Below are 13,333 nucleotides of genomic sequence, written 5' to 3'. Positions count from 1 at the left end.
TTAGTTGCCGTCTGGGAAGAATTATTAGGTGTGGAACGGATAGGGATCCACGATAATTTTTTCGAGCTGGGAGGGCATTCCCTGTTAGCCATCCGGCTTATTTCTGCAGTGCGCAAAAGTCTGATGGCAGAAGTGTCGATAGGAGAGGTCTTTGACTATCCTACCATATCATCCTTAGGAAAGCAATTGATGGGACGGTCCGATAAAGGGTTGTTACAGACATTTACTGCTCTTCCAAGACCGGATCGGATTCCCTTATCCTTTGCACAGGAACGATTATGGTTCATCGATCAGTTGGATGGGAGCATTCAATATCATGTGCCGTCGGTGTTACGCATGAAAGGCAATTTACATGAAGAAGCGTTGTTTAAAGCTCTCCGGGAAATCGTGAATCGTCATGAGGTATTAAGGACGGTAATAGAACAGGAAGATGGCAGGCCTTATCAAAGGGTACTGGAAAAAGGCGGATGGAAATTAAACTACCTGGAAAAAAAAGAATTTGGGGAGGATAGGGCAGCCTTGCTTCTTTATGCAGACAGCCTGATCAATGAACCATTCGATCTTTCAACAGATCACAAATTGAGAGCTCATTTGATCCGTTTATCAGAACAGGAGTATTTGTTGGTAGTAGTGTTGCATCATATTGCTTCGGATGGCTGGTCAAATGACATTATGGTGAAGGAATTGATTGAATGCTATGGGGCCTTTGCAGATGGCCGGGAGCCTGTTCTGGCTCCCTTACCTGTACAGTATGCGGATTACGCAATCTGGCAGCGGCAGTATCTTTCGGAAGATTTATTATCGCTGAAAATAAATTATTGGGAAAAGAAACTGGGCGGCGCAGAAACATTGAATCTGCCAACGGACTTTTCCCGTCCTGCCGTTCAAACCAGCCGGGGTGGTATGGTGTCTTTCCGGGTGCCGGAGGAGCTTAGCGAAAAACTCCGGCAATTATCCCAAAAAGAGGGAGTTACCCTATTTATGACACTGCTGGCCGTATTCAAGGTGCTATTGTATCGTTACAGCGGGCAACCAGATATCCTGGTAGGCACGGTGATAGCCGGCCGCCAGCAAACCGAAGCAGAGGGTCTGATCGGTTTTTTTGTAAATACATTGGTTCTGCGCAGCGACCTTGCAGATAACCCGGATTTTACTTCCTTATTGCAAAGAGTGAAGCAGACTGCTCTGGAGGCCTATGAGCATCAGGATGTGCCTTTTGAAAAAGTAGTTGAGGCAGTAGTAAAGAAACGGGATATGAGCCGGAATGCCTTATTCGATGTGCTGTTCATTTTGCAGAACAACTCCGGAACCTCCGGGACAGGAGGAGTGCCTGAGGGGTTAAAAGGGCTGAAAATAATATCGGAGAACTCCGGATACACTACCTCAAAGTTCGATCTCAATTTTTCCCTTACAGAAGGAGAATCCAATTTGCTGGGAAGTGTAGAATATTCCACCGACCTGTTTCGGGAAGAGACGATCAACCGAATGGCCGGCCATTTTATAACCCTGCTGGCTTCAGTTGTGCAGGCGCCGGATCGGCGGATCGGCGATCTTTTGTTGTTGACGGAACCGGAGCGGCAACAGTTGGTGGAAACCTTCAACTATTCCCGGGTAACCTACCCGGTGAACAAGACAGTACTGGACCTTTTGGAGGAGCAGGTAAAAAGGCGCCCTGATGAGATCGCACTGATCTTCGGGAAAGATCAACTGACCTTCCTCGGATTAAGTGAGCGATCTAATCAATTGGCGCGATATCTGCGCAAAAAAGGTGTTAAAAGGGAGAGTTTGGTAGCAATTTGCATCGAGCGGTCCCTCGATATGGTGATCGGTATCTGGGGAATACTTAAAGCTGGAGGAGCCTATGTACCTATCGATCCTTCCTATCCGGCCGAGCGGATAGCGTACATGCTCGGGGATACAGAAGCAGGGTTCATTGTCACCAGCAAGGCGTGCCGGCAGAATCTCCCATCCGGGTTGGGTCAGGATGCCCTTGTTATTGAGCTGGACGGCGATTGGGAGAAGATAAATGAGACCAGTGGCGGAAAGATCAGAACAGAAATAGCACAGGATCAGCTGGCCTATGTGATATATACTTCAGGGTCTACCGGCCAACCAAAAGGGGTAATGATCGACCATGGAAATGTTTATTCCTTTATACATTGGTGCCGGCAGGAATTTTCGGAAAGCTGTTTTGGTACAGTCTATGCCTCTACATCCCTCTGTTTTGACCTGTCGGTATTCGAGCTGCTTTATCCATTGACGGTAGGGAAACGTATCCGGATATTGGACAACGGGTTGTCTGCCGGAAAGTATCTGCCGGCGGACTCCCTGGTTTTATTAAATACCGTCCCAAGCGTTATCCGGTTTTTATTGGAAGAGAAAACGGACCTTAATAATGTAAGTGTCTTAAATATGGCCGGGGAGAATATTCCGCCGGAAGTTCTGCAAAGGCTGGATATAAATAAAACAGAAGTAAGAAATCTTTACGGACCTACAGAGACCACGACCTACAGCACCTGCTACCGGATAAAGACCAGGGAACCCGGTCTGATCGGTAAACCCATCTCCAATACACAAATCTTCATAACGGATACATCAGGAGAGCTCAATCCCATCGGTGTAGCCGGAGAGCTCCTGATCGGTGGTGCCGGGGTGGCCAGAGGCTACCTGAATCGTCCGGATTTAACTGCAGAAAGATTTATCCCGGATATGTCCGGATTAAAAATAAAAAATCTACCAGGAGGTGGCAATTCCAAGGAACAAAAACTTTATAAGACAGGAGATCTTTGCCGGTGGCTTCCGGATGGGAATATCGGTTACATGGGCCGGCAGGATGCACAGGTGAAGATCCGGGGCTACCGGGTTGAACCGGGGGAGATCGAAGGGATACTTGAGTTAAGCGGGCTGGTGAGCCAGGGCGTTGTAGTCGCACGGTCGGATAGCGGAGGAAATAAACGGCTGGTGGGATATGTCGTGCCAAAGAAGGAATTCGACAAAGATGCTGTCATCGACTATTTAAAAAGACAGTTACCGGAATATATGGTGCCCACCCTTATTGTAAAATTGGAGCAGATGCCATTGACCGCCAATGGCAAAATAGACCGAAAGGGTTTACCGGATCCGGATCTCCATACCATTTTGGGCAATGCCTATACTGAACCCCGGACGGAAATGGAACAACGGTTGGTTATTATCTGGCAGTCCCTGTTGCATATGGAAAAGGTGGGGGTACGCGATAATTTTTTTGAATTGGGAGGACATTCACTCCTGGCAGTGCAGGTAGTTTCTGCCATACGGAAAGAATTATCCATTGAAATTCCTGTCAAAGCGATATTTCAGCTTTCGAATATCGAATTACTGGCCAGGTTCATTCAAATCCAGGTTAACAATCTGGTGGAAGAATCGGATGAGTATGAGACGATGAAATTATAAGCCCTGTTCTGAGCGGAAAAAAATAAATAATTATGCCTGACCTGTCCTTAACCGAAATCGTCGATCTCCTGGAAAAATCGAATAGTCTCGGTATAAAATTATCCTTATCCAATGATGAGATGATAATACACATACAGAAAGGAAAAATGATCGATCCTTCATTTTTGACTGAATTGAAAAACAAGAAGGAACACTTAATTGGATATTTTAAAAGTTACCGGCAAAAAAAGGTCATGACCCTATCTCCCCTCGTCAACCCGGTATTATGGAATGGCAAAGTTTTATATGAGATAATACCACAGCAAAAAAAAGAAATTGTACGATTTCAGATCATCGGTAAATACGCGCATAATCTTTCTTTTAAAATTTTATTCAGGGATCTTGATGAATCTGTCCTGGAAAGCGCCATCGATTGCATTTTTGAACGACACGAAAGCCTCAGGACTGCTTATGCTATACATGAGGGGGAAATCTGGCAGTTCATTCATGAATCCAGACCTCCTGGGTTTTCCGTAGAATATTTCGATCTGACCCGCCGGGACAACAGGGAAGAACGCATTCGGGAATTGCAAAGCGAGGACGCTAATCAATTGACGGATTTTGAAAAGGGCCCCTTTGTCCATTTAAAAGTGATTAAACAGGATGCCCACAGGAGCATGCTCCTTTTTAAGATCAGCCATTTGATCTCCGACGCGCATTCATTAGACATTTTGCATAGAGAAATAACGACGGTCTACACAGCCCTTAAAGAAGGGAAAGAAAACCCTCTCCCTCCCTTGGCATGCCAATATAAAGAGTACGGAGCCTGGATAAATGAATTCCTGAAGGGAGATGAGGGAGAAGAATGCAGGCGCTTTTATAAACGGACGATATCGGAAAGCCTGACAAAAAACAAGGGAGTATTCTCTTCCTATAAGGATAAGTTGGGGGAGGAGATCCGGGCGTTGACCAAAAGGGAGAATATCGAAGAATTTGACCTGGCCTTCGGCCTGGTGGTTAATTTAGATCCTCCTCCAGGCTATGGGTATAAAAAATTTATAGGCGCGAATCTTCTGATCAAATTAAAAAAATTGGCGCTTGATTGTAATACGAGTTTTTTTATTGTACTCGCTTCCACGATTTCTCTTGTGTATAACAGGATAAAGAACGAACCCTGCGTTCGGTTATTTACGCCTATGAGTACACGCATTTTTGAGGAATTCGATGGTGTTGTCGGATGGCTGGTTGGGGAGATGGTTATTTGTGTTGAATTTGTTGACGGTATATCCATGATTGACCTTGTCAGGAGCGTAGCTTTTAAGATGGAGGAAGCCATGTCCTTCCGGTTTTATCCCTATGAAAGGATTCTGCAGGACCTTGATATTTCCTTGTCGGCCCTTTCTCCCGTGTTTATTAACCATATGGATAAAACCGGTCAGGTTATTGAAGATTTTAACTCATTCCATTATTCCGGGATCCCCGGCCACTTTGACCTGAAATGTGTCGTTGCAGAATATGATAACGGGCTTGAATTGGATATTTGTTATTGCAGGCATGCCTTTTCCCGGGAGCAGATCGGGATTGCTTTCGATGCATACCCGGAAATGTTGGAAAATATAACAAATCATCCCGGGTATCCTGTCAGGTTGTAAGGCTGTGACTGACAATTTTATTCACCTTCTTTAAAATTTGATATGAATCACCTTGAAATTTCGGAAATAACTGATTTGATTGAACGCTTGAATAATAGCGGAATCTCGGTTCATTATGACGGGGAGGGGCTGGAAATAAAATCCCGGAAGGGTGTTTCCATTAAACAGGATCTTTTTAATGAACTTTCCTCCCGTAAAGAAATGGTGGTTGCCTATCTGAAGGAGCTACAGGCAGATGAATCGGATAATATAAACGAGACCAATAGTATTGGTCAAAAGATCATGCTCAACGGGGAATATTATTACGAGATCACGCCAACGCAGTTATATTGGGCGAACGATGACCACGATCGGGAGTATAAGGAAAATGAGGCTGTCCACGGTATTCTCTTCCTGAATCATCGTATTTCCGGAGTGTTTTATCCTGATATCTTTAAAAATGCCGTTTCTGCTGTCGTGGAACATCATGAAAGCCTGCGTTCAACTTTCCATAAGGTTGAGGAAACGTATATGATGAGGGTCGAATCCGGCCTTTCTGATAAATTCAATATGGAGTTTATCGATTTGACGAAGGATAAAGAGGGCGAGACGGATATAGAAAAACTGACCAGATTCAGCGGGCAGGACTTTTCATTGAATGAAGGGCCATTGTTCAGGGCACGGATTATCCGGACAGGGAAGGACGAATTTATCATTGCCCTTAAGCTGCATCATATTATTTCCGACTCCTGGTCGAACGAAATATTATTAAGAGATCTTTTATCCGTATACAGGGACCTATGCCGGAACAGCCCGCCTCAATTAGGTAAGTTGCGTTTTCAGTTTAAAGAGTTTCTGGCTTTTTTCAATAATTACCATAGGAAGAACTGGGAATCTCAAAAAGCATACTGGAGCAGATTATATAATACGGCACCGGGAGAATTGATCATTCCCGGAGCGGGGATACGGAGCGGCCAGGGAGTGAAAGAAAGGATACGGGCCCGCATACAGGTTCTTTTTCTTTCGGAACTAAAGGCATTACTGCTTCTTCGGGCGAAGGAGTTTAATACAACCCTATTCATCGTCCTGCAGGCTGCCTTCAAAGCTTTCTTGTATAATAAAACAGGTCAGCACGACCTTCTCATCGGTACGATAATTTCCGGAAGGGCTTCTCCGGAAACTTATCCGCAGATTGGATCCTATGCCCGGACGGATATGATCAGAACGGTTTTCTCGAAGGATGACCTTTTTTTGGAGGCCGTACAAAAAGTAATGCGGTCGAACGAAGAATTGTTCACCAACAGGGCTTATACCCTGACCAGTGCCATTGATGCCCTGCTGGCTCCCGGACAGGATTACTATTCATTCTGGAAGATAAGTATGTTATTTACCGATAAGAGCCTGTTTCATATGCAGGACGGAAATCGGAGGATTCTTCAGGAAGACCTCGGTATTAGGGTTTCCCCGGTATCAAACGACGATAACCCCCTGATGCCAATCGATATGATACTGAATTTTTCATATACTCCTGAACAGTTGTCCGTCAATGTTCACTATGACAGCAGTCTTTATGATGTCAAAACGATACAAGATTTTTTTGACGAATATCTGCTATATACGGAGCTCGTCGCAAACAATCCAAATTTAACAATCAAACGGCGGTAATATGGTAATACCAAAGATCATTCATCAGACATGGAAAGATAAAGATATACCGGAGGACTTCCGGAAAATGAGCTTAACCTGGAAGAAGGAACATGAAGACTGGGAATACTGTTTGTGGACGGATGAAATGAACAGGAATTTCATTAAGCAGCATTTCTCTTTCTTTTTGCCGAAATATGACAGCTATGAAAAAAATATCCAACGCGTGGATGCCTTGAGATATTTTGTATTATATAAATATGGCGGAATGTTCATTGATCTGGATTTTGAATGCATTGCCAATATTACCCCGCTGGTTGAAAATGCCCAATGTGTATTCGGAAAAGAACCAGCCGAGCATTGCCTGATCCATCAGAAGGAAATTATAATAAGCAATGCCTTTATGGGAGGAGTCCCTGGCCATTTCTTTCTGGATCTGTTGTGTATGGAATTAGAGAGTAACAGGTGTCTTACGGATCATCCGAATGACCTGGTTCTGGAAAGCACCGGTCCTTTTATGCTCACCAGAGTCTATAATTCCTGTGGGAGGATGGAAGATATAAAAATATTGGACTCCGATCTGATTTATCCGCTGACCAAGGATGAACTTACATTGGTTTCACAGGGAGGGCCGATAGGGGCTGCCTTGAAATCCAAATTGAAAAAGGCTTATGGGATTCACTATTATGCCGGAACGTGGTGGAAAAAATAACAATAAATAATTAATCAACATGAAAAAGGAAAAAAACGGGTATGCTATTTCAGTAATTATACCTACTTACAACCGAAGCGAATTGTTAAGTTATACGCTTGATTCCATGTTAGGACAAAACGTAAGCAGGGACGATTTCGAAATTATTATATCAGATGATGGTTCGCGTGACGGCACCTATGAGGTGGTGGAAAAATATAAAAGTCAGATGAATGTCAGCTATGTCTTTCAGGATGACCGGGGGTACCGACCTGCATCTGCAAGAAATAAAGGAATTCGTATGGCAATTGGAGATATTTGCCTTTTAATTGATTCCGGAGTATTGTTAGGGAAAAATTGTCTTCATGAGCATATTTGCTTCCATCGGGAAAAGGAAAATGAAGCAGTTGCCATTGGTTACATCTATGGATTTGAAGAGAATGACTATCTTGCTGAGCAACTCAGAGAATTGATCATACCTGCAGATCCTTCAAGGTCAATCGAACGATTATCCGGATATCCGGTGTTTTTGGATGTAAGGGAGTCCCATTACGGTAAATACAACGACAGGATAGAAGATTTGCCTGCACCCTGGGTTTATTTCTGGACCTGCCATGTATCCGTACCAAGGGCACAACTGCTGAATGTTGGGCTTTTTGATGAAAATTATGATGGTAAGTGGGGAGTGGAGGACAATGATCTTGGTTTTCGTCTCCATCAGCACGGCCTCCGGTTCAATTTGCTGAGATCTGCCCAGGCCATACATTATCCGCATAATAAGAATAAAGCGGAAAGGCATGAAGAGGGATATCAGAATTGTCTGTATTTTCATGGAAAGTTTCCAACTTTGGAAACCAGGATCTTCCTGGAACATTACAAAAGCCAGGAGCTGGTGGATGTCAATGAAATCAGTATGCGTCTGGTAAGCAGAGGGTAAAACGCTTACATTTCCCTGATCCTGACTAAGTTCTGAGTAAATCCCGAACTCCTGATTAATTCATAGTCCCGGCCTTAATGGCGGGATTTTTTATTTAGAAAAATTCCTTGAAAATAAAAGGTTGCCGGGTTGGGCGCTCTTCTCTTTTTACAAATGTTAAGGGGACCTTTAATGGAATGGGATTTGCATATACTATTCTTTCCTGCATTTTCCTAATATCCCTTTTCTCTCTTTTTTGCCATAGAAGGGCTTTTCGAAGTTCATGAAAAAATAATTGGCAGAATCGAATGCGATTTTTTTTATTCAAATATTCTAAATAATTTAATGTAACATTTTTGAGAAGTAATAGAGGTATACCATTACTTCACTTCTCAGGGGAAATCCTGAAGTTGTTCAGTTTCCCCAGAATGTGCAAACCTTACAACATTGTCCTATGCTTACACAGTCTATTAATTTAGGAATAGTTGATGATCATTCCTTGTTTAGAAAAGTTCTGCGAAATTATCTTTCCCAACAAACAAATATAAATGTTGTTGTACAGGCATCGGATATGGGAGATCTGTTTAGTAAGTTAAAAGGTTCTTCTGTGGACATTCTGCTTGCGGATCTTTTCATGCCGGAACCGGATATCAGTAGTTCGATCCGGTTGCTGATTGATCTATACCCCGGCATGAAGATATTGGTATTGTCTATGTGTACAGACCTTGACCTGATCAGCGATTTGCTGGATCTTGGCATTCACGGATATGTTTCAAAATCGGATGAGCCTGAAGAATTACTGCAGGCAATCATTACCGTACATGGTAACAGGTTGTACCGGAATTGGTTGTTTACGGAAGCCCTTTATAGGAATAAACAGAAAAATAACAAGAAGGATACCGGTACAGCTAAAATAGACCTGAACCACAGGGAGCGAAAAATCCTCGAATTGTTGTGGGAAGAAAAAAGTAACAAAGAGATTGCCGATCAGATCTTTCTTAGTGTAAGATCCGTAGAAAAAATACGGCAGGACATGAAAGAAAAACTTGGTGTTAAGTCAACTGTAGGCCTTTTGAAATATGCCATAAGTGAAAAAATTATAACAGAAACGTCCAGAACTACCAACCTCATCAGGTAGTAAATATATGCGGAGGTTAATTTTTAAATCAAGTCAAATGCTATTTTCTTTTAGTAATAGCCGCAATGAAATTGGGTAGGACTACTAAGTTGTACTTTTTATTTTTTATTAAATTTGGAATGAAAATTGCGTTCTTGAATTCGCCCTTCACTGACTCTCATTTAAATTAAATTTTTATTGACAATCGTTAACAGTAAGAATTGTTACTTACACCAGCGATAGCTGTGATTAGTCGCCATTAATGGTTTACCATAATTATAGAGTTCGTAAAATTTAATGAAATGAACAACTTCGTTGCAGGGTGGTATGTCATTTACACAAAGCCACAACATGAGAAAAAGGTATCCTCCAGATTGTCCGAGACCGGAATGGAGTATTTTTTGCCGACCGTAAAAACACTCAGGATCTGGCATGACCGAAAAAAATATATCGATACTCCGTTGTTCCCTTCCTATATTTTTGTCCTTCTAAGGGACCGGCAAAACTACTATTCAGGATTGGATATAGAAGGGGTGCTGCATTACGTCAGGACCGGAAAAGAAATTGCCAGGGTAAGCGATAAAATAATCGGGGATATAAAAATGATCATCGACCGGGGGAAGGAGATAGAAGTCTCCGTTGATTATTTTAAGGCAGGTCAGCAACTGATTATCCGTGAAGGCCCTCTTACCGGTCTTTCCTGCGAAGTAGTGGAGATTAATGGTAAGAGAAGGTTCCTGGTTCGGGTGAACCTGCTGCAACGGAATTTGCTGATCACTTTGCCATCTGAATGCCTGATGGCTATCCCTGTCTGATAATTTATTAATATCATATCACACATGAGCGATTTAAAAAAATACCTTAAGCCTAACGTTGTTATTGAACCTTTATTTGACCGGTGGTATGCCTGGAGTCACTTGGTTTCTCCCGGTACTGCTGCTATGAATACGGTTGAAAGACACATTACCATCATGGAATCTTATCTTTCGGCGCCTGATATTCATGCGCAGGCCGTCCTGAATCCAAAAATGAGAGGAGGGCCATTTATGGATCTGGGGGGTGTGAAAACGGATCGCGTAAATGAACTCCTTCAGAAAACGATGGAAAAGGAGAGCAGGTTAATTCAGTTCGCCAATGCCTTAAAAGCGCTCGATAAACTGCTTCTGACGGAAGCGAAAGGATTTGGACTGGAAGCTCTCTATGAAAAGGTGCCTCCTATTCTCAGGGGGTATGTGGAACTATATTACGATCGTAACAATAACGCGAATTACCGGTTCTTCGAATCTCTTTTATATAAAAGCGAGTATTATAATAAGGCCGCTCAAAGTATTGCCCTTTGGGTCACGAATAACGATCATAGGCCCTTTTGCCTGAGCACTCCCCGGCTGGATGAACCTGGGGTACTCCATTTGGAGATCCCTTTTGCCCATCCGGGAATAGATGAACTGGCCAAAATGAAAAGAACTCCCCAGTCCCTTGGGTATATTAAAGCAATGCTGGGCATATCCTCAGCACAAGAGCCCCTGTTTGAGACTCTGTTTACAGAAGACCCTCCTCCAGTTTATAAAAAGTATACCGGGGATAAAATCCGGATGCGTTATTTCGGACATGCATGTATTCTGATAGAAACGAAAGAAATCAGCATACTTGCAGATCCTTTAATCAGTTATTATGGATATCACTCAGATATAAAGCATTTTTCCGATGCGGACCTGCCCGATGTTATCGATTATGTTTTGATAACCCACAATCATCAGGATCATATTTTATTCGAGACCCTTTTGCCTTTACGGCATAAAATCAGGAATGTCATTGTACCGCGTACCTGCAGTGGAAAACTGGAAGACCCCGATCTTAAATTGATGTTCAATCATATCGGATTCAATAATGTGCTTTCTTTGGATGAGATGGAATCCATCCGGTTTGCCGATGCGACGATTACCGGATTGCCTTTCATCGGGGAACACAGCGATCTGAATATCCTGACAAAGTCCTGTTATCTCGTTCAGATTGGCGGATTCAAATTGTTATTCCTGGCAGATTCCCGGATCGTGGAGCCCAGACTGTATGAATCCATTCATAAGGAGACGGGGAATGTAGATGTCATGTTCCTGGGTATGGAATGTGATGGTGCTCCTTTATCGTGGTTGTACGGCCCTCTAATGACAAAGAAACTGACAAGGGACCAGGACTTTAGCCGACGCCTGGCCGGATCGGATTGCAGTAAAGGAATGTCCCTGGTCAATATATTTCATCCCAAAGAGGTATACGTTTATGCTATGGGGCAGGAGCCCTGGCTGGAATTTATCAGCAGTATTAAATATACTGATGAATCCAATCCAATAGTACAATCCAACAAGCTTGTAAAGACCTGTCAGGAACAGGGGATTATTGCCGAAAGACTATTTGGCGAAAAAGAGTTGTTATACGAGGCGCAAATGGATATTGCAGGGTAATGGTAATGCCAGGGCCGGATTGTCCGGCATACTGACGTAGTTTTTTGACAGACAGGAATTTTAAGCCTATATGAGAGAAAAAAAATTTCCTCTTCATCCTGCACAACGGGAAGTTTACATAGATCAATTAATTAATTGTGAAAGCCCGCATTACAACGTAGGGGGCTATATCAAATTGATCGGTGAATTGAAGAAAGAACTCCTGAGAAATGCGGTAGCCTCAGTACCGGAGGTTTTTGATGTTTTTAAAATGCGTTTCGAGCTGAACGAGCAGGAATATGCCGGTTATATCGACCCGGATTACGAACAGCACGAATTCAAAGAATTGGATTTTACCGGCCATGTAGAACCGGAGCAGGCTGCCCAGTCATGGATGCAGGAGCGGTTTAATATTCCCTTTGTTATCTCCAGGGAACAACCCCTTTTCGAATTATATCTGTTAAAGATCAACGAAAAGGAATATTTGTTTTTTAATAAGTATCATCATTTGATCACTGATGGCTACGGATTTACGGTTTGGGCACAATACATCGCACAAAAGTATAGATCTCTGCTTCAAGGCGAAGAAATCTTCTTTAGTTATCCCGCATATATAAAAGAAGCGGTCAGTAGCGCGGAATATTATAATTCCGAAGGTTATGAAAAAGAAGGAAAATACTGGAAAGAGAAAATTAGTGACAAACCACCCAGGTTATTCCCTGCTAAATACAATAACGATGGCGAGAAGGACAGCAAAAGCGGTAAATTCTTTTTAACCATAAGTAATGAGAAACGGGATCTTTTCGAAAGATTACAGACTGCTACCCGATCCAGCCTGCAGCAACTGACTATCGCTGCTCTCCTCCTATATCTTGCAAAGACATCCTCACAGTCCGATTTCGTTTTTGGAATACCCATTCACAAGAGGAGAACAAAACAACTTCGGAACATTGTTGGAATGTTTTCGGGTATTCTCCCTTTTAAAGGATCCTATTCCCCGGATATAATTTTGTCAGATCTTATCAGATCCATCTCCACCGGTCAAAAAAGTGATTATCGTAACCAGAATTTTCTCCTGGGTGATCTGAACCGGTTCCTTAAGAATAATTCATCAGATGGTTTTTTGGACATCATCGTAAATTACCAATTGCTGAATTTTGGATTGGATTTTGGAGAAGATATTACCGCAACCACCTTTGAGCTTTCCAGTGAATATGCAAAATATCCTTTGCAAATATGGTGGCGGGATTATGGTAAACAGCAGCCACTCCAGTTTTTTATTGATTTTCAGAAGGCCTGTTTTAATCAGCAGGAAATTGAAATTCTGGCGGACCGGCTTCTTTTTGTTTTAGAACAATTCGAAGGAGCTCTTCATAAACCAGTTGGCGATCTTTCGCTGCTGTCACCGGTGGAGGAGTATCAATTAAGTCAGGAGATCAATAGCTGCTATTGTGATTATCCCAGGGATATAACGGTAACGGGGCTGTT

The 13,333-nt window shown here is 42.8% G+C and carries 9 protein-coding genes; all 9 read left to right on the top strand.

The genetic code is table 11. From position 1 onward, the window contains the following. Positions 1 to 3,432: amino acid adenylation domain-containing protein (locus ACX0G9_RS30735; RefSeq protein WP_459068825.1), on the top strand; the 3,432-nt coding region annotated here is incomplete at its 5' end. 32 nt (positions 3,433 to 3,464) lie between these two features. Then, on the top strand, positions 3,465 to 5,063 hold the full coding sequence (locus ACX0G9_RS30730; protein ID WP_459068824.1) for a condensation domain-containing protein: 1,599 nt from the start codon (positions 3,465 to 3,467) through the stop codon (positions 5,061 to 5,063). Positions 5,064 to 5,105: 42 nt separating this feature from the next. After that, a complete protein-coding gene (locus ACX0G9_RS30725; RefSeq protein WP_459068823.1) occupies positions 5,106 to 6,707 on the top strand; it encodes a condensation domain-containing protein in 1,602 nt (533 codons plus the stop codon). Between the two features lies 1 nt (position 6,708). Beyond that, on the top strand, positions 6,709 to 7,398 hold the full coding sequence (locus ACX0G9_RS30720) for a glycosyltransferase family 32 protein (protein ID WP_459068822.1): 690 nt from the start codon (positions 6,709 to 6,711) through the stop codon (positions 7,396 to 7,398). 19 nt (positions 7,399 to 7,417) lie between these two features. Further along, positions 7,418 to 8,314 carry a glycosyltransferase gene (locus ACX0G9_RS30715; RefSeq protein ID WP_459068821.1) on the top strand — a complete coding sequence of 299 codons (897 nt, stop codon included), beginning with the start codon at positions 7,418 to 7,420 and terminating at the stop codon, positions 8,312 to 8,314. 433 nt (positions 8,315 to 8,747) lie between these two features. After that, on the top strand, positions 8,748 to 9,431 hold the full coding sequence (locus ACX0G9_RS30710; protein ID WP_459068820.1) for a response regulator: 684 nt from the start codon (positions 8,748 to 8,750) through the stop codon (positions 9,429 to 9,431). 281 nt (positions 9,432 to 9,712) lie between these two features. Further along, positions 9,713 to 10,225, top strand: a complete 513-nt coding sequence (locus ACX0G9_RS30705; RefSeq protein ID WP_459068819.1) for a UpxY family transcription antiterminator — start codon at positions 9,713 to 9,715, stop codon at positions 10,223 to 10,225. A gap of 24 nt (positions 10,226 to 10,249) precedes the next feature. Then, positions 10,250 to 11,866, top strand: coding sequence for an MBL fold metallo-hydrolase (locus ACX0G9_RS30700; RefSeq protein WP_459068818.1), 1,617 nt, complete (start codon positions 10,250 to 10,252; stop codon positions 11,864 to 11,866). Positions 11,867 to 11,936: 70 nt separating this feature from the next. Beyond that, positions 11,937 to 13,333, top strand: a 1,397-nt coding sequence (locus ACX0G9_RS30695) for a condensation domain-containing protein (RefSeq protein ID WP_459068817.1), incomplete at its 3' end; no start/stop codon positions are given.

The sequence above is a fragment of the Flavitalea flava genome, assembly GCF_054461575.1.
This window is presented reverse-complemented; position numbering and strand designations above follow the sequence as displayed.

What these genes read in the sequence shown, in the direction of transcription:
- ACX0G9_RS30730 (WP_459068824.1), top strand. Translation starts at nt 3,465, where the DNA reads ATGCCTGACCTGTCCTTAACCGAAATCGTCGATCTCCTGGAAAAATCG.
- ACX0G9_RS30725 (WP_459068823.1), top strand. Translation starts at nt 5,106, where the DNA reads ATGAATCACCTTGAAATTTCGGAAATAACTGATTTGATTGAACGCTTG.
- ACX0G9_RS30705 (WP_459068819.1), top strand. Translation starts at nt 9,713, where the DNA reads ATGAACAACTTCGTTGCAGGGTGGTATGTCATTTACACAAAGCCACAA.
- ACX0G9_RS30715 (WP_459068821.1), top strand. Translation starts at nt 7,418, where the DNA reads ATGAAAAAGGAAAAAAACGGGTATGCTATTTCAGTAATTATACCTACT.
- ACX0G9_RS30720 (WP_459068822.1), top strand. Translation starts at nt 6,709, where the DNA reads ATGGTAATACCAAAGATCATTCATCAGACATGGAAAGATAAAGATATA.
- ACX0G9_RS30710 (WP_459068820.1), top strand. Translation starts at nt 8,748, where the DNA reads ATGCTTACACAGTCTATTAATTTAGGAATAGTTGATGATCATTCCTTG.
- ACX0G9_RS30700 (WP_459068818.1), top strand. Translation starts at nt 10,250, where the DNA reads ATGAGCGATTTAAAAAAATACCTTAAGCCTAACGTTGTTATTGAACCT.